21 protein-coding genes are annotated in these 23,439 nt (G+C 45.4%); 7 read left to right on the top strand and 14 right to left on the bottom strand.

Annotated elements, in window-relative coordinates; all coding sequences use genetic code 11:
* Positions 1-113: 113 nt before the first annotated feature.
* Positions 114-251, bottom strand: coding sequence for a hypothetical protein (locus QUA03_RS17790; protein ID WP_333183364.1), 138 nt, complete (start codon positions 249-251; stop codon positions 114-116).
* 111 nt (positions 252-362) lie between these two features.
* On the opposite strand from QUA03_RS17790, the gene QUA03_RS17785 reads away from it, so the two are divergent.
* The gene (locus QUA03_RS17785) at positions 363-3,572 is read left to right on the top strand and encodes a glycoside hydrolase family 15 protein (RefSeq protein WP_333213565.1); all 3,210 of its coding nucleotides are present in this window, start codon (positions 363-365) and stop codon (positions 3,570-3,572) included.
* Between the two features lie 158 nt (positions 3,573-3,730).
* Here QUA03_RS17785 and hisB read toward each other — a convergent pair whose 3' ends face one another.
* Positions 3,731-4,369 carry an imidazoleglycerol-phosphate dehydratase HisB gene (gene hisB / locus QUA03_RS17780; protein ID WP_333175893.1) on the bottom strand — a complete coding sequence of 213 codons (639 nt, stop codon included), beginning with the start codon at positions 4,367-4,369 and terminating at the stop codon, positions 3,731-3,733.
* Positions 4,370-4,679: 310 nt separating this feature from the next.
* Complete coding sequence (gene fabI / locus QUA03_RS17775) at positions 4,680-5,456, bottom strand: enoyl-ACP reductase FabI (protein WP_006634022.1); 777 nt, start codon at positions 5,454-5,456, stop codon at positions 4,680-4,682.
* 340 nt (positions 5,457-5,796) lie between these two features.
* On the opposite strand from fabI, the gene ntcA reads away from it, so the two are divergent.
* From ntcA to QUA03_RS17760, 3 genes are all read left to right on the top strand, one after another.
* Complete coding sequence (gene ntcA / locus QUA03_RS17770) at positions 5,797-6,462, top strand: global nitrogen regulator NtcA (protein WP_006634020.1); 666 nt, start codon at positions 5,797-5,799, stop codon at positions 6,460-6,462.
* 77 nt (positions 6,463-6,539) lie between these two features.
* Positions 6,540-8,222, top strand: a complete 1,683-nt coding sequence (locus QUA03_RS17765; RefSeq protein WP_333213564.1) for a DUF3084 domain-containing protein — start codon at positions 6,540-6,542, stop codon at positions 8,220-8,222.
* A gap of 29 nt (positions 8,223-8,251) precedes the next feature.
* Positions 8,252-8,647, top strand: coding sequence for a pre-16S rRNA-processing nuclease YqgF (locus tag QUA03_RS17760; protein WP_333213562.1), 396 nt, complete (start codon positions 8,252-8,254; stop codon positions 8,645-8,647).
* Positions 8,648-8,780: 133 nt separating this feature from the next.
* Here QUA03_RS17760 and QUA03_RS17755 read toward each other — a convergent pair whose 3' ends face one another.
* Positions 8,781-9,227 carry a hypothetical protein gene (locus QUA03_RS17755; protein WP_333213561.1) on the bottom strand — a complete coding sequence of 149 codons (447 nt, stop codon included), beginning with the start codon at positions 9,225-9,227 and terminating at the stop codon, positions 8,781-8,783.
* Between the two features lie 582 nt (positions 9,228-9,809).
* Positions 9,810-11,390: a photosystem II high light acclimation radical SAM protein gene (locus QUA03_RS17750; protein ID WP_333213559.1), complete on the bottom strand. Its 1,581-nt coding sequence runs from the start codon at positions 11,388-11,390 to the stop codon at positions 9,810-9,812.
* 374 nt (positions 11,391-11,764) lie between these two features.
* Between QUA03_RS17750 and QUA03_RS17745 the strand changes: the two genes are divergently transcribed.
* A complete protein-coding gene (locus QUA03_RS17745) occupies positions 11,765-12,154 on the top strand; it encodes a DUF1830 domain-containing protein (protein WP_333213557.1) in 390 nt (129 codons plus the stop codon).
* Positions 12,155-12,391: 237 nt separating this feature from the next.
* A complete protein-coding gene (locus QUA03_RS17740) occupies positions 12,392-12,982 on the top strand; it encodes a hypothetical protein (RefSeq protein WP_333213555.1) in 591 nt (196 codons plus the stop codon).
* A gap of 140 nt (positions 12,983-13,122) precedes the next feature.
* On the opposite strand, the gene QUA03_RS17735 is transcribed toward QUA03_RS17740, so the two are convergent.
* From QUA03_RS17735 to QUA03_RS17695, 9 genes are all read right to left on the bottom strand, one after another.
* Positions 13,123-14,208: a DUF3474 domain-containing protein gene (locus QUA03_RS17735; protein WP_333213553.1), complete on the bottom strand. Its 1,086-nt coding sequence runs from the start codon at positions 14,206-14,208 to the stop codon at positions 13,123-13,125.
* A gap of 747 nt (positions 14,209-14,955) precedes the next feature.
* A complete protein-coding gene (gene purF, locus QUA03_RS17730; RefSeq protein WP_333213551.1) occupies positions 14,956-16,422 on the bottom strand; it encodes an amidophosphoribosyltransferase in 1,467 nt (488 codons plus the stop codon).
* A gap of 558 nt (positions 16,423-16,980) precedes the next feature.
* Positions 16,981-17,445, bottom strand: a complete 465-nt coding sequence (locus tag QUA03_RS17725) for a hypothetical protein (protein ID WP_333213549.1) — start codon at positions 17,443-17,445, stop codon at positions 16,981-16,983.
* Entirely contained in the window at positions 17,442-17,684 is a 243-nt protein-coding gene (locus QUA03_RS17720; RefSeq protein ID WP_333213547.1) for a hypothetical protein, read from the bottom strand. Before QUA03_RS17720 ends, QUA03_RS17725 begins: the two co-directional genes overlap by 4 nt.
* 66 nt (positions 17,685-17,750) lie before the next feature.
* Positions 17,751-17,906 (bottom strand): hypothetical protein, encoded by a 156-nt coding sequence (locus QUA03_RS17715; protein WP_333213545.1) that lies wholly within the window; start codon positions 17,904-17,906, stop codon positions 17,751-17,753.
* 335 nt (positions 17,907-18,241) lie between these two features.
* Positions 18,242-20,263 carry a bifunctional serine/threonine-protein kinase/formylglycine-generating enzyme family protein gene (locus tag QUA03_RS17710; protein WP_333213543.1) on the bottom strand — a complete coding sequence of 674 codons (2,022 nt, stop codon included), beginning with the start codon at positions 20,261-20,263 and terminating at the stop codon, positions 18,242-18,244.
* Positions 20,264-20,533: 270 nt separating this feature from the next.
* Positions 20,534-20,938, bottom strand: a complete 405-nt coding sequence (locus tag QUA03_RS17705; protein WP_333106498.1) for a hypothetical protein — start codon at positions 20,936-20,938, stop codon at positions 20,534-20,536.
* Between the two features lie 5 nt (positions 20,939-20,943).
* Positions 20,944-21,159: a hypothetical protein gene (locus QUA03_RS17700; protein ID WP_333106499.1), complete on the bottom strand. Its 216-nt coding sequence runs from the start codon at positions 21,157-21,159 to the stop codon at positions 20,944-20,946.
* A 203-nt stretch (positions 21,160-21,362) separates the two neighbouring features.
* On the bottom strand, positions 21,363-22,661 hold the full coding sequence (locus QUA03_RS17695; protein ID WP_333213542.1) for a bifunctional serine/threonine-protein kinase/formylglycine-generating enzyme family protein: 1,299 nt from the start codon (positions 22,659-22,661) through the stop codon (positions 21,363-21,365).
* Positions 22,662-22,711: 50 nt separating this feature from the next.
* Between QUA03_RS17695 and QUA03_RS17690 the strand changes: the two genes are divergently transcribed.
* Positions 22,712-23,439 (top strand): IS630 family transposase (locus QUA03_RS17690; protein WP_333213541.1); only part of this gene is annotated, 728 nt, incomplete at its 3' end.

Below are 23,439 nucleotides of genomic sequence, written 5' to 3'. Positions count from 1 at the left end.
TTGTGCCACCCAGAGTTTGTTAAGTCATCGTTCAGTGGCCCAGAAACCGGTTTTTTTGTAAGCGAGAGCTCGCGCAAGTTCATTAGAGTTGGCCAGCCAAGTGCGATCGAGCATTAGTGTTCGATTTTTTTGACAGACCCGTCGGCGTACCATTCCATCGGTACTAGCTCAATTTTACCATTAATTTTCACTGTAGAGTAGACAACTTTTACGAAAGGAACGCTGTTGTTATTGTGGTTTTGGGTAGACATGGCAATTACCTTCTTCTGTTTGGATAACTTGAGAAATGATCTAATCTCTGATATATTTAAAAGTCTATTCACCGCAAATCTACTCGCATCAGGAAAAAGCAGGAAAACGAAATGGCGATCGCAAAAACCCAGCGGCAAACCAGGTTAGATTATTACTACCAGCAAATCAAAAACATCATCCTCAAGCGCCAAAATCCAATTACTGGTTTGCTGCCGGCGAGTACCGCCGTTAACGCCCACGGCGACTACACCGATGCCTGGGTGCGGGACAACGTGTACAGCATTCTCGCGGTTTGGGGTTTGGGTTTAGCTTATCGCAAAATTGATGGCGATCAGGGCAGAACATTTGAACTCGAACAAAGCACAGTCAAACTAATGCGAGGCTTGCTGTTTGCGATGATGCAGCAATCGAGCAAAGTAGAACGTTTTAAAAATACTCAGTCGCCGCTAGATGCGTTGCACGCTAAATACAATACTCAAACTGGAGGGATTGTTGTCGGCGATGACAAGTGGGGACATTTACAGGTAGACGCTACATCTATATTCTTATTAATTCTTGCTCAAATGACGGCTTCCGGGCTGCACGTAATTTTTACAATTGATGAAGTCAATTTCGTGCAAAATTTAGTTTACTACATCGGTAGAGCCTACCGCACGCCGGATTACGGAATTTGGGAAAGAGGCCATAAAATCAATCGCGGCAATGCAGAATTGAACGCCAGTTCAGTTGGCATGGCCAAAGCAGCCCTAGAAGCAATAAATGGGTTGGATTTGTTTGGAATTAAAGGCTCTCAAGCGTCAGTTATTCACGTTTTGCCAGACGAAATTGCCAGAAGTCGCATAACTCTGGAATCCCTTTTGCCTCGCGAATCTAGTTCAAAAGAAGTAGATGCCGCTTTATTGAGTGTGATTAGTTTTCCGGCTTTTGCTGTGGAAGATCGAGAATTAATAGAACGGACTCGAAATAAGATTATTGACAAATTGCAAGGAAAATACGGCTGCAAGCGGTTTCTGCGGGACGGACACCAAACAGTTTTAGAAGATGCCGATCGCCTGCACTACGAACCCACAGAATTAAGGCAGTTCGAGCACATTGAATGCGAGTGGCCGCTATTTTTCACTTATTTATTGTTGGACGGCATATTTCAGGGAAATCAAGCCCAAGTGCAGGAGTACCAGCAGCGTTTGGAATCTCTAGCAGTCGATCGATCTGGTTTGCCGCTACTACCCGAATTGTACTACGTCCCCGCCGAAAATATAGAAGCAGAAAAGCTAAATCCCAGCAGCCAGCAGCGTTTACCGAATGAAAATATTCCCCTGGTTTGGGCGCAAAGTTTGTACTTTCTCGGTCAATTGCTGAACGAAGGATTAATCGCAGTTGGCGACATCGACCCGCTGGGAAGGCACCTATCAGTGGACCAACACAGAGAACCTTTAGTGCAAATTGCACTGTTAGCTGAAGACGAAGATTTGCAAGCAGAATTAGCCGCTAACGGCATTGCGGCACAAACCCCAAAACAGGTAGAACCAATTCAAGTCCGCCAGACTAAAGAATTATCAGCTATTTACACGCAAATTGGACGTAACGACCAATTAGGCTTAACTGGCCGCCCCGTGCGCCGTCTGCGGAGTTTAACAACTTCTCGGGTGTTTAAAATTCGCGAAGAGGCGATCGTATTTCTCCCCTCGTTTTTGAACAGACAAGAGTTTTACTTAACTTTAGATTACCATTTTTTAGTAGCTCAAATCAAGAGCGAAATAGCTCACATTCACCGCCACTGGTATCAGTTGGGACGCCCTACGGTAACGCTGATGCTGACTCACACGATGCTGGAAACCGGGCGGGAAGCGTTGTTAGAATTAATGAAGGAATTCCGGGATGGACACTGTAACAACACGCCAGTTAAACTCGGAAATCTTAAGCAGTTAATGCTGACCGCTGGCACGGAAAGAATTGATTTCATGCACGATTTTGAATTTACCGAATCTCCGGTGACAGGTGCACTAGAAACGCGCAGCTATCTAACTTACAATACCGAAAAAACTTGGCCTTTGGGTCACACGCAAGAATTTAAATTAGAGTGCGAAACTAATACTCAATTCTTGCTAACTAGCCTGCGCGATTCAGAAAATTTGTACGAACAAATTGAGTTACTGCACACCTTAGTTCGCCTCAAAGGATTAAATTTTGATACGGGATTTGGAGGGGCGGAAGAAACAGTTAAAGTTGTGGATTTGCTCAACGAAGTTTATATAAAAGCTGGAGAAAGTTCGCAATCAAAAATCCAATGGGCAGTCATCCGCCATGCCGCAGGTTTGCTGGACAAAGTTGATATCAGCTTATCCGATGCGGTGACAGACATTTTGGTTCGACAAAAACAGATTGCTGTGGGGAAAGCCTACAGCGAAGATTCGATAATTTCACGGCCGGGCTCTTACACGGAAGTGATGGACAAAATTCGCCAATTCTGCGGAGAAGACATTCGCGATCGAGTTCTAACTCAAGAAGTTCTCATCTACCTCGGCCTGCTAATTAAAGCCGAACCGCAGTTATTTAAAGGCCTGCTGACGCTAAGAGTTAGCTACTTTATTTTGCTGCTGACTAGCGAGTTTGCCCGCGAATTGGGAGTTACGCAAAATGAAGCTTACGAACATTTAATGCAGCTAAGTCCCTTTGAAATCAAAAATCGCCTGCGCCAAGTGTTGACGGAATACGAGGAAATGAATCAAATCCTCAAACAGCAAGAATCCCTGCGCGTCAAACAGCCGGAAAAAGATATTGAATGGGTAGTAGCGCCAGTTTCCGAAGAACCAACAATGCCTGGCGGAGGATGGCGTCGGAAGCGGCAAATGGAAGGTACTGTCAATCGCGTACCGAAGAATTTTTATCCGAGTGTTTGGGGACTGCTGCGGCACTGCAAAGGCTTGATAATTGGCGACAAATTAGAGCGGCGCAATCGGTTAGATAGCCATATCATTTTATCGGAAATGACGCCGGGGGAAAAAAATTTTGCGCTACAAATCGAGCATTTGCTGAATAAAATTGTGGCGCCAGAATACCGGCAAGTCAATATTGAGGCGCTGATGGAGTTGGCTGCGATCGCCCAGCGCAACCCGGAATTGCAAGTAGAAGAATACATCGTTTTAGATGTATTAGTCGGTCACGCAGTGCGGCTTAATTGGCAAGGAAAACACCCGGAAAGAGCCGATAAATACGACGAAGATAAAGCGGCGGCTTGGCAAGCTTTTTACAATACTTCGCCTTACGTTTGTGCGAGTCATGTACTCGATGCTTTCCGATTCTTGACGAAGTTTGGATAGATTGAGGGCGGGTGGTTAATACAAGTCTCGATCAACATGTTTGTAGTAAGGACTTCAGTTTTTTCTTTGCCAACTCATCAGCAAAGTATTCTAACTATTTAACTGGACATGGTATGACAGGTTCGTAGTAGCGCCCAAACGCTACTACAAACCCCATACTACAAAACTCCTTTAGAACTCGGAATTCGGCTGGCGCGCCGCGGGTCGATTTCTACCGCCATCCGCAGAGCTCGCGCAAATGCCTTAAACGCCGCTTCCACAATGTGATGAGAATTCCCGCCCTGCAACTGTCGAATGTGCAGTGTCATCTGAGTGTGGTTCACCACTGCCGAAAAAAACTCTTTCACTAATTCAGTATCGTAAGTGCCGATCCGCTGGTTGGGAATTTCCAAGCTGTAACTTAAGTGAGGCCGTCCCGAAAAGTCTAGCACTACTTCAATTAAAGCTTCATCCAAAGGTGCGATGAAATGTCCGAAGCGAGAAATGCCCGATCGATCCCCCACAGCTTTTGCTAGGGCTTGGCCCAAGGTAATCCCCACATCTTCGTTCGTGTGGTGGTCGTCAATCTCCAAATCCCCGATCGCCTGCACGTCCAAATCGATCAATCCGTGAGAAGCAATCTGGTGCAACATATGGTCTAAAAACGGAATCCCCGTAGACGCCTTGCAAGTTCCCACACCGTCGAGATTGAGACTGGCCGTGACATCCGTTTCCAGTGTCGTGCGTTTCACCAGGGCGGCCCTAGCTGGTTGAACTGAACTTGTAGGAGGTAGAGAAGGGCGATCGATTATCTCCATAATTCGCAATTGGTCATTCATTAGTTATTGATAATTAGTAATTTGAGAACGGGATTTTTTTAGTGTTGAGTCTCAAGCGAGGGGCTGGTTCTGCATGCAACTGACATCAGACACCAATGTCAATCAAGGGATTTTTGGTGGGTGGGGGCGGGTTTATTTAACCTGTTTGTTACCGGAGAAAGCTTTTGGTGAACCCGCCCCTACAGGTTCTTGAAAACGGTGCAAGAAGATGCTAGATAAAACTTACTTTTGAAAGTTAAAGTTTATTGTCTAAACCCGCCCCTACATAAATCAAAACTCTCGACTACCGTTACATTCCCATGATTTCGTAACCGGCATCGACATACAAAACTTGACCCGTAATCCCGCTAGCGAGATTGCTGCACAGAAAAGCCGCAGCATTTCCCACTTCCTGCTGAGTCACCGTCCGCCGCAGCGGGGCCACTTCCTCAACGTGGTGGATCATGTCCAGAATACCGCCAACTGCTGACGAAGCCAGAGTCCGAATCGGGCCAGAAGAAATTGCATTTACCCGAATATTTAACGGGCCCAGTTCAGCAGCCAGATAGCGAACATTCATTTCCAAAGCCGCCTTAGCAATTCCCATCACATTATAATTAGGAACTACCCGGACGCCGCCCAAGTAAGTCAGCGTCACAATACTGCCACCCTCGGCCATTAGCGGTTTAGCAGCAGCACAAAGCCGCACCAGCGAATAAGCGCTAATATCCAAAGCATTGGAGAAACCTTGGCGCGAAGTGTTGGTGAAGTCTCCCGAAAGTTCGTCCTTGCCGGCAAAAGCCAGACAGTGGATCAGGACATCTAACTTGCCCCACTTGTCGGCGATGGTTTGAAAAGTAGACTCAATTTCGCTCTCGTCTTGGACATTGCAGGGCAAATACAGACTGGGATTGAGCGGTTCCACCAGTTCAGCGACTTTACGCTCGTGCTTGCCTTTCTCGTCCTTCAAATAAGTTATGCCGAGGTTGGCTCCAGCTTTGTGGAGCTGCTGAGCGATGCCCCAGGCGATCGAGCGATTGTTGGCAATGCCCGTAACAAGAGCATTTTTTCCGGTCAAATCTATCATCTGTAGTTTATCTAAAAGCAACTTGCACCGTTCTCATTGGCTATATCTGACAACCCCGCCAGTTTAGACACAACTGATTCAGATTTAACTGATTCAGACACAATTGAGACACAATTGAGACACAATTGAGACACAATTGATATTAATTTTGCTGTGGAGCTACATGGGGGCGGAATTGAAAAAGTTAAGAGAAGGGCTAGATTTAATCATACAGTGCGTGTTTACCTTAACATTAGATGGAAGTAACAGAATCCCTAGATATTGGAGGTTGGACAGTATATTTACTCAATAAGGTTAATCGGCAAGTTATAAAGTATTGATTAGTACAAAGGATCTAGTCGTGACGCATGATAGACCGCTAGCAGCCGTGTTCCGCCAAATCAGCGGCGGGGCGTTTCCACCCATTGTGGAAACCTTTGAACGGGGCAAGACAATTTTTTTCCCTGGAGACCCGGCTGAGCGCGTCTACGTTCTCATTAGAGGTGCTGTGAAGCTCTCCAGGGTCTACGAAGCAGGGGAAGAAATTACAGTCGCCCTCCTGCGCGAAAATAGCGTATTTGGGGTGCTGTCTTTGATTACGGGACACCGATCGGACAGGTTTTACCACGCGGTAGCCTTTACGCCGGTGGAATTGATCTCGCTGCCGATCGAACAAGTCGAGAAAGCGCTCAAGGAAGACCCGGAATTGTCGATGGTGATGCTGCGGGGACTGTCGTCTCGGATTTTGCAAACCGAGATGATGATTGAAACACTGGCCCACCGAGATATGGGTTCGAGACTCGTCAGCTTTTTGCTGATTCTGTGCCGGGATTTTGGCGTGCCCGGTACAGAGGGGATTACGATAGATTTGAAGCTGTCCCACCAGGCGATCGCCGAAGCGATCGGCTCGACACGGGTAACTGTGACTCGTTTACTGGGCGATCTCAGACAAGAAACCATGATCTCGATCCACAAGAAAAAGATCACAGTCCACAACCCGGTGGCCCTAAGCCAGCAATTCACTTGATGCCGAGAAAGTATAGGATTTTGGATTTTGGATTTTAGATTCAATCCAAAATCCAAAATCCAAAATCTAAAATCGGAATGACTGCTGGATACATCCTGGTATTTGTAATTTTAGTGTTGGGGGGTGTGATCGCCACTGTCAGCGATCGCCTTGGGACGAAAGTCGGCAAGGCAAGGTTGAGCTTATTCAAACTTCGCCCCCGCGATACTGCTGTTGTTGTGACAGTGATGGCCGGCAGCATCCTGTCAGCAATTACTCTGGGCATTTTGTTTGCTACTAGCAAGCCGTTGCGAACGGGAGTTTTTAGAATAGACGAGATTCAAAAAAGGCTCAACAACGCCCGCCGAGAAATCAACCAAGCCACTCAAGAAAAAAATCGAGTTGAAACTGAATTAGCTCAAGCCAGGGCAGCTCAAGCGCAAGCTAGAGCCAATTTAGAGCAAATTAATCAATCCCTCCAAGCAGCTAATGCTGAGCAAGCTCGGACGCAAACAAAATTAAACTCGCTGCGGGCCCAGCTCAACAGCGTGCAAGCAGCCAAGTCTAAAACTGAAGAGCAGTTAAGTCAGGTAGAAGCGGCTAAATCTAAGACAGAAGAACAGCTCAGCAGTGTGGAAGCGGCTAAATCCCGCACCGAAGAACAGTTGAAACTGGTTGAAACGATCCGATCGACTACACAAGCTCAGCTCGATCGCACCGAGAACCAATTGAAAACAGTTTCTGGTCAAAAAACGACTTTAGGAGCGGAAATCGCCCAACTGCAGGAGGAACGCCAACAGTTAATCGAGCAGGTAAAAACTCAAATTGCCCAGCGCGATCAAGAAATTGCCAAGCGAGAGAGAGAAATTGCCAGGCGAGACGCAGAAATTGTTGATCGCAACGAACTAATTGCCCAACGGGACAAGGAAATTGCTCAGCGGGTGCAAAATCTCGCCGAGCGCGATCGAACTATTGTCGAGCGCGACAAAGTAATTGCCGAGAGGGAAGCACTCCTAGAAACCTTGGCACAGCAACAATCTCAACTCGAACAGCAACAAACTTTATTGCAGCAGCAAGTGCAAGTTTTGGAACGCGATTTTCAGGCAATCCGCGAGGGTACAGTTGCCATCAGGCGCGGTCAAATTTTAGCTGCGGGCGTGGTTCGCATTATTGAACCCGGTATGGCGAGTCGCGCGATCGATCGACTCTTGCAAGAAGCAAATAAAACCACCGTCGGACTGATGCAGCCGGAAAATAGGAAGGTTAGAGACCAGGTTATTCAAATTACTAAAGCAGAAATCGATCAACTAATTAGTCAGATTAAAGACGGTCAAGATTACGTGGTGCGGATTGTCGCCGGCGCTAATTACCTGCGGGAAGAAAAGGTAATTAAGGTATTTGCAGAAGCAGAAATCAATCGAGTTGTGTTCCGCGCTGGAGATGTGATTGCAGGGGTTGCTGTCGATCCCGTGACTTTGACCCACGAACAGGTGCGGCAGCAGTTGCTGCAATTGATAGAAGCTTGTCAATTTCGCGCTCGCCTGATCGGTGTTGTCGGCGGTAGAGTTCAAGTGGCCGACAGTCAGATTGAAACTTTAGCTGGTTTTATCGAGCGATTGCAGCAGTACGAGAAACCGCTGGACGTTCAGGCGATCGCAGCCGATGTCACTTACATCGCCGGCCCGCTTAAAATAGATTTAGTTGCTCTTGAAAACGGAGCCGTTGTGTTCCGCACCGGACAACAAAAACAAGGCCCCGGAGACTTGAAAATTAAAAAATAAACTTGGTAATTAATAATAGGTAACTGGCTATGATTTTAGGTTTCGATCCAGGTAAAGACAAATGTGGCATAGCTGTAATGGGTAGAGATAAGAAGGTCTGCTACCATCAAGTTGTGCAGTCCGAAGCAGCGATATCTACTATTCAATCTTTGTGCGAACAGTTTTCGATTGAGTTATTGGTAATCGGAGATCAAACGACTTCTAAGAGTTGGAAACAAAAACTGACGCAGAGTTTGTCGCCTGCGCTCAAAATTGTTCAGGTGGACGAGAGGTACAGCAGCTTAGAAGCGAGGGAACACTACTGGCAAATGTACCCTCCGACGGGACTCAACCGCTTGATTCCGAAGGGAATGCGGACGCCGCCGAGACCGGTGGACGATATTGTGGCGATCGTCCTAATTCAGAGATATTTAAACAAAAGTTAGTCAATTTTATAAGCGTTACCACTGATGAGCTTTGATAATTAAGGAATCAATATGTTTTGGCGACTCTTGAATTTTTCACTTAAATAAAATACACCCTGAATTTAGTGAATTTATGATTAAATAACAATTAGTGTTACTTGATCACACCTTCAGTCAAAATTACCTTACCATTTTGCCGGACTTGTAGGCGTTGGGGGTTAATCGAATAGATAATATTGCCGTTAGTCGCTTCATAAGTTCCGTCATCACCTGTCGTTACTTGCATGACATTGATTTGGCTGCCATTTATCTTGCTGAGGCCGCGGTAAAAAATATCGCCTTCCTGGGTTTTGCAAATGTATATAGAAAAGTTGGGCGTTGCGAAAAATTGCACCATTTGGGCCCTCGGACATCCCTCAACTTGAGCAATTTGCAGCGGTTGATTATTGCCCAAACTGTTGGGTGCGATCGCCCGAACTTTGTCAATCGGTTGATTTAGTGCAGTTGCTTCTGCTGAGGCAGTCAAAAAGCAGATCGCACTAATGCCTGCCATAACTAGAACTACTCCTTTAATGCCCTTAACTCTCTCTTTATAAAACATCTTGTCACTCCTGGTTTTAACTATATAATTACATCTTAAGCGATCCTTGCTGGATATTAATAATATTTAATGTCAAAGGTGAGATGTGCAGGGGACACGGTACAGGGCCGATTTAAGTAAGGTGCGAACTGTGCACGCTACACCAGTAAAAATACATAAGTATGTCAATGCGCTCGCAGGAAAGCAATCTCTTGCATTTAGGACATTTTTAAGGTTTTATGACTTGTTCACGCTGATTTGAGAAACCGGGTTTCTTCATATATTTCTCGTTACTAAACCTTTGATTTTCCTAGAAACCAGGTTTCTAGACGCCCAGGCGATCGCTAACTGACTCTTTTACAGGGTAATGTTTATTTGCGCTTAGCTATTTAGTGATATCATGTCCGATCGAGTGACCGAGATTAAAAGGGCTGGTTTTTGAGATTGTCAATTATGGGCAGATATTTTTGGTGAGGGGAACTCCTACCGTATTAGGGTAATCGACCGGACATAATATGAATAAAAAAAGGGAAACAGAAGATACATTTTTACTCCCATTTCCCCTGTTGAAAAGAACCGTCGTCCTGACGGGGAACCTGGTAATTAATTAACTGCTGCCAACTGTTTGTCTTTAATTTCCACTGGCGCGGTTAATGCTTCTTCCAAATCCGCACAGCCGAGTTTTTCCTCCAAAATAGCCATCACTTCACGGCCGAAATCATTGGAATTACGCTGCCAAGCTTCTAAACAAATTTGCCCGAAAAACGAACCCAAAGGTTCGGGATTCCACAGCAACTTGCGCGCTGTCCAAGGCATCAAACTCATCGGATCGTAACCAGGTTGCAGAATATCCTTTTTAAAGGCGTATTCTTCCAAAATTGTGTGTGGCTGCAACCCGATAAAGAAAATAGCTGGTTCTACTTTATCTACTCCGAAAATTCGCTCTAATTCTCGGTGATAAGCAATAGTTTGCCGGATAGTTTCAAAGGTTTCGTCAATGACGTTAAACGAGTAATTCACGGAAACCACATCGTTGTAACCGGCTGCTTTTAAATCGCGACAATTTTCCAAAACTACTCGCAAGTTATAGCCCATCCGCATTTTGCGAACCAGTTCCTGGGAACCGCTGGTGATGCCGATTTCAAAGTAATTCATCCCCGTTTTTACCATCAAATCACACAACTCGGGTGTGAGATTGTCCGCACGGATGTAAGCAGCCCAGTGTATGTCAGTCATGCCGGCGGCGATGATTTTTTGCAATAATTCGATCGCATCATCGATGAATTTGCGTGCGGGGATAAATTGAGCGTCGGTAAACCAGAAATTGCGGATACCTCGATCGTACAATTGCCGAATCTCCGCCACCACCTCATCCGCCGGATTGATCCGCACTTGTTTCCCTTCAATCACGGTATAAATGCAGTAACAGCAATTATGAGGACAGCCGCGCTTGGTTTGGACTCCGACGTAGAAGTCCATATCTTGTAGATAATAGGAAAACTCGGGCCAAATCGTTTCGATGTAATTGTAATCGCAGGCAGTTTTCTCAATGTTGGCTGGCTTTTCGTGAATTAGCTTCGCGCGCGGCACAGTTTCTCCCACGACATAACACCTTTCCTCGGCCAAATCTTCGCCTTTAATCAACTTCTCCAGCAAAGCTTCGCCTTCCCCCACCGAAACCACAGTCCCCGCCGGCAAACTGCGGCCCAACTGTTCGTAAAACACGCTCACAGCACCGCCTCCGACCACTGCACGAGCTTCGGGGCGGTATTTCCGGGCCCGCTTCAATCCGCGCTTAATCAGTCCCAAATTGCGCCAGAGTTCGGTGTAGTAAGACGTGGCTAAACGCAGTCCTCCGAGGGCTCCCCGGAACTTGATCAGCGGATTTTTGGCGTAGTAAAACTCGAAGGCATTTTGCAACGGATTGCCGCCCCTGCCGCCCACGGGCGCATAAATTTGAATGTCCCGCCAAGAGAAAACCAGCAGCGTCGGCTTAAACTCGTCTATGCTGGCATCCAAAGCTTTAGCGAAATCCAGGGGGGGTACGGCACCTAAATCGAAAATGCGCTGTTCGACATCGGGAAACAGCTTGTGTACGTGATCCGAAAGATACACAACTCCGATCGGGAAAATAGGATTGCAGGGGAGGCGAACGTACAGGACTCGGTTTTCTCGGTTTTCCATGATTGCCATATCCTAAAGTGGAACTTTTTCAGCTATGTTAATATTCTTTTAATATAACTTTACAATATGTCTAATTTTCGCAATTTGACATTAAATATTCTTAAATTTTTCTATTGGGTTCAAGGCCGAGCTTGTTGGTGTCGATCGGCGAGAGCAGCAGAAAAAAGCTAATTTTTAAGTCAATACAGCGTATTTTGAATGAAAATCCCAGCGGGGAGTCAAAAATCCGATATTTATCCGGTTAGATTTTAATTTAAGTTCGATCGGTCTCTCATGTATTAGGGAGTTGGTAGTCGGCTTTACAGTAGGCGGGATCACCTAGTGTTAGCCTGAGAAGATAACTAAAACTTTTAGGCAAGGCTCCCTCAGCAGTTATGGCTCAAATTCTTGACCCCGTACCCTCAGACACCGACAGCAAGATTCTGTGCTGCTACGTTAACGCCACCAGTCAGATTCAGATTGCTCGCATCGCCAACATTCCTAACTGGTACTTTGAACGAGTGGTGTTTCCCGGACAGCGCTTAGTGTTTGAAGCGATGCCCGCTGCAGCATTGGAAATTCACACCGGGATGATGGCCAGTGCAATTTTGTCGGATAAAATTCCTTGCGATCGCTTGCAGATTAACGAAGGCCCCTATTCAAACGTCAATCCTAGCAGATCGCGAGAGGCAGTTCAGGGCGATCGAGCAGCAATGACTGGCCGCCCCAAATCCCGAGAAATCTCAGAACCTCTGACTGTACCGGCACTAACGGCCGTTGATTAATTGAAGTTGTGAGTTTTGAGTTATAAATTGTCAGTGAATTGATAACTCCGCGCTCAAAATTCCAACTTCAACAAAGCCTTAAAAACTCAACACTTAAGAATCAAAGTTTGTGAAATGAATTTTAGATCAAAACTCCCGACGGCAAATATTGTCCGGTTTTTCCTATTTCCCTGAGTTTGGTTGGCGGGTTCGGCAACTGTGCAAAAATATCATTAAACAGCTTCTCGAATTTCAGCCATGTCAGCACAACCTCTTGCTTCTTCCCCATCTTCGGCCCCAGTATTTGAGCCGGCGGTATTCCGGCTTTCTCCCCTGATTAGAATCACGCTGTTGAGCTTGTACACAGCCCTGACAATTCCCTTGCCGTTTTTGTCGGAAGTAACAAAAGCACCGGTTCCCCCGGCGGGCCTCTGGGCGGCAATCTTTGTCGGCGCTGTGGGCCTGTACGGCGTGCTCAGTGAAAGGGTAATTTTGAGCGAGGAGGGGATTGAAGTCACATATCCCAACTGGTTTCCGCGTTGGTTTCGCAAGGGTTGGTCGCTACCTTGGACTGAGGTAAAAGCTCTCAAACCTCGATCGACCGGTCAAGGAGGTTTAGTTTACTATTTTTTGAGTCATTCGGGTGAAGGTTATTTGTTGCCAATGCGAGTGGCTGGGTTTGGTAAATTAGTCGGTTTGGTGGAAGCAAAAACAGGTATTGATACTAGAGATGTCCGCCCTTTGTCGCAGCCTTGGATGTATCTTATTTTACTGGGATGTACGCTGCTGTTGCTGTTGGTAGATGCGTGGACTATTGTTACGGCGATCGGGATCAAAGGTAATCTGTAAATTTCTTGTGGGGCGGGCAAGATGCCCGCCCCCAATATCCAGGCTAAATGTGGAACATCTTATTATCAAACACGCACAAAAAAGAAAAACCCGGTTTCTTTAAAAAGCCGGGTTTTTGCTTATTCTATTGTTTATTTAAGCTACTTAACTTCAGCAGAGCGCCGACTGTTAGGTGATTCGTAGTAAACTCCAGAACCTGTATCGGAGACAAAATGACAATCCCAGTAAGAGCGAATAAAGCTTTTCCAAATTGGCTCAGTTGACTTGCGGTAATAATCGCCCAACACTGGCTTGATGGCTTCCGTTGCTTCCTTCAAGTGATAGTGCGGCATGGTCGAGAAAATGTGGTGGGCTACGTGGGTGCCGATGTCGTGATGGATGGAATTGATGATTCCGTAGTCGCGATCGATCGTAGACAATGCACCTTTCAAGAAAGACCAATCTTTACCGCGATACCAAGGAATATCGGCTTCTGTGTGGTGCAGGAATGTTACCAAATCCAGCCACATCACGAACACTACATAGGGAACTAAGTAGAACTTGAGTAAAAACAGCCAACCAAACTGATAGGTTAGCGCGCCTAAAAAGCCTACCATCAGTACCAAGGATGCGGAACTCGTCAACACCTCCCATTTTTCGGACGGACGGAAAAGCGAGCTACCGGGCATGAAGTGAGAACCAGTTCGATCGGGCGATCGGCGAAATAGATAAATTGGATAGGCAAATAACATCAAATAAAAGCGTCCCAGCTTTTCGTACCAAGGCATTTGATTGTATTTGCTCTCCGATACCGGATACCAGCTTTCATCGTTATCTAAGCTGCCTGTATTGGCGTGGTGGGTTCTGTGACTAATCCGCCAACCGTGGAAGGGCACGAGAATTGGAGCGTGAGAGAGGTGTCCGATCAGGTTGTTGAGCCATTTGCTCTTAGAAAATGAACCGTGTCCGCAGTCGTGGCCCACTACAAACAATGCCCAAAACATGGTTCCCTGCATCAACCAAAAGATTGGGTAAAAAAGCCAGGAATCGACGGTGTAGGCGATCGCATATAAACCTGCGATGATGCCAATATCTAAAAAGAAATAAGCCAGAGATTTCCATGCCGAGGGCTCAAAACAGTGGGCTGGAATGGCTGCCTTGATATCTTGAAGAGTAAAAGGTAACTCTGCTGTACGAGAGGATGAGCCTGGATTGCTCGCGGGATTGAGAACAGTATTTGATTGCACGAAGTTTCCGATTTAAGCTGACTTGAGAAACCGCATTCCGCCTTCTTTTAACAGTCAATCGATTTTAGATTTTAGATTTTAGATTTTAGATTTACTCCACAGATGAATCTGGGGGCTTAAACTAATATCTAAATTTTTTGGCTCTCCCCGACATGAGTCGGGGGGTTGTATCCCTATGCAGGTGAGGTCAGTTTCAACCTGCAAGGAGCCATATTTTTACTCTGCAAGGGTTTCTAAAGTTCTTTAGTTCGCATGAATAGCCCGTCCGCGATTCTCAAGCAAGTTGGCTTGTCGAATACTTGTGTCGGAAAAATTAGTGCGATCGACCCTGTTATCTGAAAAAATCTCCTGTGCCCGTTGTTGGTGCGAAATGCGACTTCAATCTGAGAGTGGACATCTGGAGGAACTACCTCCAGTCTGCAGGTAGCATACAGCGTTTCGAGCAAGAATTGTGAACGAGAGTGTAGGGAAAAACCATCGATTTTAGATTTGCGATTTTAGATTCAAGCACAAATCTCCAATCTCCAATCTTCAATCTTCAATCTCCCATCTCCAATCCGAGGGTTGGGTTTCACACAAGTTCTACCCAACCGACTGTTCACTACTGTTCACAAATTCTGCAAGAACTGCTAAAGCTAAGTTAATGTAACATTTCTACACACATTCTGGCAATGACTTACCATAAAAACTTGAAAATCCATAAATTGGGGAAAGTGACGGGCAATCGCTTTCCCGCTTTTTTATTTTTTAGGTTCCAGCTTTTTCTAATATGAGCTTAGACCGTTTTACCATTTCTGGAACGTCGATCGGATAATCACCAGTGAAACACGCCGAACAAAAACTCATTGGGTCTTCGTTAGTCGCCTTCAGCATTCCATCCCAACTCAAGAAAGCCAAAGAATCTACCCCAATTTGGGCGCCAATTTCTGCGACTGACTTAGTAGCCGCAATCAACTGATCTTGATTGTCGGTGTCGATCCCGTAGAAACAAGGATGAGTCACCGGCGGCGAGGAAATTCTCATGTGAACTGCTGTTGCACCCGCATCCCGCAAGGCTTTGACTATTTTGCGACTGGTAGTACCGCGCACGATCGAATCGTCGATAATAATTACTCGCTTTCCTTCCAAGACATCTTTGAGAGGGTTGAGTTTCATGCGGATTCCTGACTCCCGCATTGTCTGAGTCGGTTGAATAAAAGTGCGCCCGACGTAGCGATTTTTAATCAATCCTTCGGCGTAAGGAATGCCGGAAGCTTGAGAAAAGCCGATCGCCGCCGGGATTCCAGAATCGGGAACGCCGATAACTATATCAGCATCAGCCGGAGATTCTGCTGCCAACAAACGCCCGATCCGCAGTCGGTAGCTGTATAAACTTTCACCTTCCATTTGGCTGTCGGGTCGAGCAAAATAGATCATTTCAAAGATGCAAAGTTTGCGCTTTTGTTGCTGACTCCAGTGGAAGGAAGCCATACCTTCCTCTGTAATCCAAACTAATTCCCCCGGTTCTACGTCCCGCAAAAATTCAGCACCAATAATATCTAAGCCACAAGTTTCCGATGCTAAAACGTATCGTACCGGAGTTGTGGGGAGGATGCCAATTACCAACGGGCGGACGCCTTGGGGGTCGCGGACTCCCATCACGCCTTTGGGGGTGGCGATGGTCAAACTAAAGGCTCCTTGGCACATACCAAAGGCGCTGATCGCTGCTTCCAGCCAGTCTTTGCCCTTGTCTACTTCGGAACCGATCGCCACTGCGATCGCCTCTGAATCCGTCGTACTGACAAATTCGCACTTCCGAGACAGCAATTCTTCGCGCAATTCTTTAGTATTGACAAGATTCCCGTTATGTGCTAATGCCAGACTTCCCAAACGGGTTTGGACGACAACAGGTTGAGCGTTGACCACGCGCGAGGAGCCGGTAGTAGAGTAGCGAGTGTGGCCTACTGCTAAGTTACCGGGCAAGTGACCTAAACTCGATTCGTTAAAGACTTGGGAAACCAGTCCCATATCTTTGTGCAGGTGGACTTTTTCACCTTCAAAGGTGGCAATTCCTGCTGATTCCTGACCGCGGTGCTGCAAAGCATACAAACCGAAGTAGGTCAACTTGGCGACATCTTCACCCGGTGCGTAGATACCGAAAACGCCACAAGCTTCCTCGGGCTTGTCGGGTTTACTAGAATGCTCGTCAGCCGCGAAGGAATGGTTGGGAATCATAGATGGGTGGGTTCCTAATGGGGAAGGTGGGTTAGGGGGACAGTTTCAGCGGGAAATCTTGTTTGCGAAAGCGTCGCATAACTTAACATTCCCTTAATCTTGCCACGGATCTGTCATTATTTCCAACTCGTGTAGCATTTCAGACAGAAGCGATGCGGCGTTTAAGGGCATTGTAGTATCGATCGCTCGCAAATTCTATACTAACCTTGATTAAGGGCGGGCGAGGGATGTGGCGAGGGATGCGGCGATTGTCAAACGAAGTCCGCGCAACGCCAGAATGAAGAGATCGGCGATCGTGCAATGGCAAATAAATTAGGAAATTGCTTGATGGGCTTTTTGAAATATTAGAATTTAAGGGCGATCGAGGTTGACTTTTCTGTGAGATTGACCTACTATATCATCATGGGAATCTGTGCGGCCATGTAAAGTCAATTTTGGGCGCGATAGAGTATTAAGTAATGTCGTATTTTGTAGGGTGCGTCGCTATGAGATTGGCCTCTTACTTGGAGATTGTTTCGGGCGACGCACCCTACAGCTTCAACCCACGCACCATCAGGTTTACGTTGGTGTAGACGCGGTTTCAACCGCCGATTCCAATTCTTGAAAAATTTTGTAACTACCGCAAACTACTTCGATACAAATATCCCCTTCCAGTCGAAAGTAGAAAAGGGACGAAGAACCTGTCTCAACCAAACCGGCTTGATTTTGAAAAGGATAGGACAAAGTAGATAAAATTTGACTCTTATCTTCTGTCAATTGTCTTAATTCTGCGTTACCCACCCAGAAGCAAGACTCTTCTGAGTCGGAGTTGACTGGTTGAGAGATTACCTGATGAACGAGTTGATAGAATTCGATGGAAGTGTCATAAATCCCGGTTCCGAATGTAAAGTCTAAGCGCAAGGTTAAAGGTTGGGGGATTAGAGTAATGCCTGCAAGGTCGGCACTTTTCAAGTCTTCTATGCAAAAATGTTTTAAAGGGCGATTCCCTACGGGATAGCTACGCTTCACGGCTGTAAGAGTCATATAATTATATTTTCTCCGGTACTGTGGGTGTTTGAACCTGCCATGAATTGAATCTGATTGCCAAACTGGTCGTATCGGCGGCGGTAACTTTTACCGCGATCGTTTTTTATTTTAGGCCCAGTTCGGACAATTTCACCAGCGGGTCTAATATGAATTAAACTACCATCAGGATGCTCGAATGTTTCATATCCACCCTCTGTTTTAGTTTTGAATACAAAGCCGCTATCTGCTATAATCACTTATAATCACTAGGGCTTCTGACTTGGTTTTTGCCGTTAAATTAGGCAACTGCTGAGATGCTACATTCATTGCTGCTGTCGGTCAAGTTTCTGCACCAACTGAGCGCGTTTTTGCTCCCACCAATCATCGGTAATCTCTATAGAATTGCCACTATCCAAACCAGCCAAAAATAACGACTCAACCCGCGCGAGTCTTGCTTGTTCTTGGCGAATTAGATGCAAGATGTATTCCGCTGCATTACTGTAGCCTCCGATTCCACTTGTTCGTTAATAAAATTTTGAATTGAATGGGGCAGAGGAAGATTGAGGGTCATATTTTTTATCCTTCCTAATATGTGACATTGGCATATTTTAACTATTATAGGACTTATGCGCGGGTGGTTAGGAACCTGGTTTTTTGGCCCAGAAGACGCGCTACAAACCGCAGAAACCGCAAAAAGCCCGGTTATGAAGGTTTTGATGCGTCCAGGACTATATTTATAAACCAGGTTGAAACAGCCGAGTCTTAAAATAAGAGTCCTCGCGGGAGACTACAGCAAAGAAGCGAAAACCCGAGACTACGCGGAAACCAAAGCCACGCGAAAACCGATGTCCGAGTAACGATCGCCCGCCGAATTGCTAAGACGATACGCACTGCGACAATTCACCGCAGAGTCCTTCCAGGAAGCGCCACACCGCACCCGGCGATCGCTTTGATCGTTGTCGGAATGACTGCACCATTCCCAAACATTTCCGTGCATATCATAAAGTCCAAAAGCATTGGGTGAAAAATTCCCGACATCAGTTGTTTGTTTGCGGTAAAGTCCCTTCGATGCCCCAGCGTAGGGATTATTGCCATTATAATTAACTAAATCTGGGGTAATTGTTTCACCAAAATAGAAAGGTGTTTTAGTTCCGGCGCGGCAAGCATATTCCCATTCCGCTTCTGAAGGTAAGCGATAAGTCTTGCCTGTTTTTTTAGACAGCCGCTTGCAGAATTCCACAGCGTCATTCCAGCTTACTTTTTCGACCGGAAGTTTCGCACCTTTGAACTCAGAAGGGTTATTTCCCATCACCGCTTGGTATTGTTCTTGAGTTATCTCATATTTACCCATAAAAAAAGTAGGGATCTTCACGGTACGCTGCGGCCCTTCATAACTACTTCGTCCGGCTTCCGTATCGGGCGAACCCATCACGAAACTGCCACCAGGAATTGCTACCATTTCTAGAGTAATACCATTCCCCATATTTTCTATAAAAGCCTGTGCTTTTCCTTGACGGCGGTTGGCAATTTGCCCCGTTGAGTTGACTGTCACTGTTTCAAAAGTAAAGCTTTTTAAAGCATTGGAAGATGGCGTAGGTTTTGGAGTTTCTGGTGCGGGTTTGGGAGATGGTTTGGGAGATGGTTTTGGCGATGGACTTTCTGCTACAGATTGTGGAGATGGTTTTGGCGATGAACTTTTGGCTGTAGTTTTTGGAGATGATTTAGGAGATGGGGCCGCCTTGTTGGATGAAGGTGGAAGATTTGGTGAAGATGAAGAAGTTTTGTTGTTCAACAAACTTTGGCCCAGCACAGCTAATGCAAATCCTCCCCCAGCAAAACCCGCTAATTGCAAGAAACCTCGCCTTGTTGTGTTAGTTCGTAACGGCAAAGAGTGCTGTGGAATCACAGGAATTGTGGGAGTTGGTGTCGGTGCGGGAGATTGTGTTGACTGACGTTGAAAATCTCTTAAAACTTCCTCGGCTGATTGATAGCGCTGCTGGATATCTTTTGCCAACAACTTAGATAAAATCAATTCCAATCCCTTGTCTATGGGACTTTTCAAATATTGCTGCCAATTTCCAGTCCAGCTATAACCGTGTTCCGTCCACAAACCATAAGGATGTACCCCCGTCAGTAGATGAAAAGCCGTCGCCCCCAAGCTAAACAAATCGCTGGCTGCATAAGCTTCACCGCCTTGCATTTGTTCAAGCGGTGCATAACCATGGGAACCAATTTGCGTTCCCTGTCGCGATATCACTGTTCCCGACAATTGTTTGGAAACTCCGAAATCAATCAGCATTAACAAACCGTCGCTGCGACGGCGCATAATATTCTCAGGCTTGATATCTCGATGAATAATTTTTTGTTCGTGAATAAAGTTGAGAACAGGTAAAAGTTCGAGTAATAGTTGCTTAACTTGGCTTTCTTGCAAAATTCCCTGATTTTGGAAAAGCGTCAACAAATTATCCCCATCCACAAACTGCTGTACGAGATACAAATATTTGTTGTCTTCAAAATAGGCATCAAGGGAGGGAATTTGGGGATGTTGTCCTAGCTGTTGTAGTTGTCTAGCTTCTAGCTGAAATAATTCTACCGCTTTGTTAATCGCCCAAGTTCCCTGGACATCGGGTGCTAATTGTTTAACGACACAGCGTTGATTTAGTCTATCAATATCTTCTGCTAAATAGGTTCGACCGAAGCCACCTTGACCGAGGAGTTTGATCATGCGGAAGCGATTTCGCAGGATGGGTACGAGTTGAAGGCCACAACTGATGCAATATGTTTGCCCGTCCGGGTTTTGAGGATTGGGGCAATCGGGATTGATACAGCAAATCATTTATTTTAGGAATGATATTGTTTATATTGTATAGGACTTTCGATACAAATATTCCCTTCCAGTCGAAAGTAGAAAAGGGACGAAGAACCTGTCTCAACCAAACCTGCTTGATTTTGAAAAGGATAGGACAAAGTAGATAAAATATGACTTTTATCTTCTGTCAATTGTCTTAATTCTGCGTTAGCCACATTGTGTAGCTATAGTTGGCTGTGACTGAATTGAAGGATAAGTATGACAGGAGTGAACCGTGCCAATAAATTATGGTAAAAATTAACGCTTCAGCTCAATATCAAACTCAAGCCGAGAACGATAAAAGTGAACGTCAAATTCTAAGAAAAAATTTGTCTGTCCCAGAATCAATGATACACTATCACTTTTTGCCCAAGCAAATACTAATCTTACCGGAGCAAACTCCCCTATTTCAGCCATGAAAAATACTGGCATCGCTGGTTGATTACCCACGTTACCAGCCAGTCGAATAATGGCTTTGCTGTCATCCCACACTAAGCCAAGCTGAATTCCTATTTGGTAAGGCAATACACTCACTGTTGCACCGCTGTCTACTAACCCAACAACTTCGACTCTCTGGTTATTGTGGCGCAGAATCAAGGGAATGCGCGGTAAGCTGTCAAACTCATCTTGAGAGGGGTGATTGGTAGAGTATTGAAATCGCATAATACTCACTTTTCGTCGCTGTTAGCCAGATTCATTGCCTGCATCAAAGCTGCACCAGCGCCAAAAGTATCGTAGGGAGTTGGTAAGTAGTAAGTCTTGTAAGGTTCCAAAGGAAAAATATTCTCACTGATATCTTCTTCCGCCATGAGAATACGGATTAACTCTCGTTTATCGATCGCAGACAGTTTTCTAATGGTAGGGAGTAATTCTGTTAGTGTCATCGGTTGTTTTCCTACGATGCGTCTATCTTGATGATAGCAGGTCAACAGTTTTTGTAGGGTGCGGATCTGTGGGATATTCGATGGAATTTACAGGTTTGAGATGGCGACGCACCTGACTGACTCTCGCGGTGCGTCGCTGCGAGATTGTGGATTTGATTTGTAGATTGTTCAATGCGACGCACCCTACCACTACTACGCGGAAACTAGGACGAGGAAGAAACCGAAGCTACCGCCACACGAAAACCCCAGTTCCTCAACTTGTAGCCCGCCGAATTCCTGTCACGATCGGCACTACGGGAATAGAGCGCATGGTTGTTCCATGAACCACCACGCAGCACCCGCTTATTATCCGTTGCAGTTTCCCAAGAACTTCCGTCAGTCGGTGCGCCACTATAATTATCGTGCCATTTATCGCTGCACCATTCCCAAACATTCCCGTGCATATCATACAAACCAAACGGATTCGGCGGAAAACTCCCCACATCCGTTGTTTGTTTGCGGTAACGTCCCTTCGGCGCAGCACCGTAGGGATAATTGCCATCATAATTAACTAAATTTGGGGTAATTGTTTCGCCAAAATAGAAAGGCGTTGTAGTTCCGGCGCGACAAGCATATTCCCATTCGGCTTCCGAAGGTAAGCGATAAATCTTGCCGGTTTTTTGAGAAATTTTCTGGCAGAATTCCAGAGCATTATTCCAGCTTACTTGTTCTACAGGACGTTTCAAACCTTTGATATCAGAAGGGTTATTCCCCATCACTACTTCCCACTGTTCTTGAGTAATGGGATATTTACCCATAAAAAAAGGAGAGATATTAACAGTACGCTGCGGCTCTTCATTGTTACTTCGCCCTGCTTCCGTATTGGGGGAACCCATCACGAAACTGCCACCAGGAATTGCTACCATGTCTAAGATTGCACCGCTACCTAAATTTTCACTAAAAAATTGTGCTTCACGGCGTTGACCGCTACTTATATTACCCCGCACATCAACTGTCACCGGGTCAAAGTCAAACCTTTTTAAAGTCTGTATAAAATTTGGTGTTGACTGACGTTGAAAATCTCTTAAAACTTCCTCGGCTGATTGATAGCGCTGCTGGATATCTTTTGCCAACAACTTAGATAAAATCAATTCCAATCGCTTATCTATGGGACTCTTCAAATGTTGCTGCCAATTTCCAGTCCAGCTATAACCGTGTTCCGTCCACAAATCAGAAGGATATATCCCCGTCAGTAGATGAAAAGCCGTCGCCCCCAAGCTAAACAAATCGCTGGCTGCATAAGCTTCACCTCCTTGCATTTGTTCAAGCGGTGTATAACCATGCGTACCAACTTGTGTTCCCAGTCTCGACATCACTGTTCCCGACAACTGTTTGGAAACTCCGAAATCAATCAGCATTAACACACCGTCGCTGCGACGGCGCATAATATTCTCAGGCTTGATATCTCGGTGAATGATTTTTTGTTCGTGAATAAACTTGAGAACAGGTAAGCTGTTGTGCATTTAAAACGCATAGTGGTATAATATAACATAATGATATTCAGACAAAGTGAATGCCTGCTAAAAATTTTCTAAGTTCCGAAACAAAGGAAACTCTTCAACAAGTATTAAAAGAGCATGATCATCCAGACATTCGGCAAAGAGCCTTAATTTTTTTGTTACTAAATAACGGAAATACACAAGCTCAAACTGCTGAACTAATTGGATGTTCTCTCAGAAAAGTTGCCTACTGGAGCATTCATGGTGATCCCGATAATTTAGACAGCTTTAAAGATAATAGGATGAAGGGTAATTACCGAAAAGCCACAGAAAAATACATTAATTTACTTTTAGAAACAGTTGAAGTAGAGCCTGAGAAATATGGTTATGAGTTCGGAAGATGGACAACAGCTAGACTTGCAATACATCTAGGAGAGCAGACGGGAATTGAGTTGAGTAGTACCCAAGTAAGGAGAATTTTAAAATCAAAAAAGTATGTTTACCTTTGGGCTAAATACAGCTTAAAGGATAAGCAAGATGCCGTAGAAAGGGGTTTATTTAAAGATAAATTAGATGAGTATTTAAAAATAGAAAAAGAATCTCCAAACCTATTGCAGGTATGGTTTTGGGACGAAAGTGGATTTAGTTTAAGAGTAATTAGACGGAAAAACTGGTGTAAAAAGGGGACTAGAAGTAATAAAAGAGGAGACCGACGAAAAGGTCGTATTAATGTTATGGGTGGAGTGAGATACTCAGACAAAAAAAGATGGGTAGATTTTATTCCATCTGGTAATTCTGCTAA

This window comes from Microcoleus sp. S36b_A4 (genome assembly GCF_036700645.1).
Lineage (GTDB): Bacteria > Cyanobacteriota > Cyanobacteriia > Cyanobacteriales > Microcoleaceae > Microcoleus.
Note: the sequence above shows the minus strand (reverse complement) of the source record. Positions and strands in the feature narration are given on the sequence as shown.

Excerpts from the sequence above, each read along its gene's own strand:
- QUA03_RS17790 (WP_333183364.1), bottom strand. The coding sequence starts at position 251 with ATGTCTACCCAAAACCACAATAACAACAGCGTTCCTTTCGTAAAAGTT.
- QUA03_RS17785 (WP_333213565.1), top strand. The coding sequence starts at position 363 with ATGGCGATCGCAAAAACCCAGCGGCAAACCAGGTTAGATTATTACTAC.
- hisB (WP_333175893.1), bottom strand. The coding sequence starts at position 4,369 with ATGGAGATAATCGATCGCCCTTCTCTACCTCCTACAAGTTCAGTTCAA.
- fabI (WP_006634022.1), bottom strand. The coding sequence starts at position 5,456 with ATGATAGATTTGACCGGAAAAAATGCTCTTGTTACGGGCATTGCCAAC.
- QUA03_RS17765 (WP_333213564.1), top strand. The coding sequence starts at position 6,540 with ATGACTGCTGGATACATCCTGGTATTTGTAATTTTAGTGTTGGGGGGT.
- QUA03_RS17760 (WP_333213562.1), top strand. The coding sequence starts at position 8,252 with ATGATTTTAGGTTTCGATCCAGGTAAAGACAAATGTGGCATAGCTGTA.
- QUA03_RS17755 (WP_333213561.1), bottom strand. The coding sequence starts at position 9,227 with ATGTTTTATAAAGAGAGAGTTAAGGGCATTAAAGGAGTAGTTCTAGTT.
- QUA03_RS17750 (WP_333213559.1), bottom strand. The coding sequence starts at position 11,390 with ATGGAAAACCGAGAAAACCGAGTCCTGTACGTTCGCCTCCCCTGCAAT.
- QUA03_RS17745 (WP_333213557.1), top strand. The coding sequence starts at position 11,765 with ATGGCTCAAATTCTTGACCCCGTACCCTCAGACACCGACAGCAAGATT.
- QUA03_RS17740 (WP_333213555.1), top strand. The coding sequence starts at position 12,392 with ATGTCAGCACAACCTCTTGCTTCTTCCCCATCTTCGGCCCCAGTATTT.
- purF (WP_333213551.1), bottom strand. The coding sequence starts at position 16,422 with ATGATTCCCAACCATTCCTTCGCGGCTGACGAGCATTCTAGTAAACCC.
- QUA03_RS17725 (WP_333213549.1), bottom strand. The coding sequence starts at position 17,445 with ATGACTCTTACAGCCGTGAAGCGTAGCTATCCCGTAGGGAATCGCCCT.
- QUA03_RS17710 (WP_333213543.1), bottom strand. The coding sequence starts at position 20,263 with ATGATTTGCTGTATCAATCCCGATTGCCCCAATCCTCAAAACCCGGAC.
- QUA03_RS17705 (WP_333106498.1), bottom strand. The coding sequence starts at position 20,938 with ATGCGATTTCAATACTCTACCAATCACCCCTCTCAAGATGAGTTTGAC.
- QUA03_RS17700 (WP_333106499.1), bottom strand. The coding sequence starts at position 21,159 with ATGACACTAACAGAATTACTCCCTACCATTAGAAAACTGTCTGCGATC.
- QUA03_RS17695 (WP_333213542.1), bottom strand. The coding sequence starts at position 22,661 with ATGCACAACAGCTTACCTGTTCTCAAGTTTATTCACGAACAAAAAATC.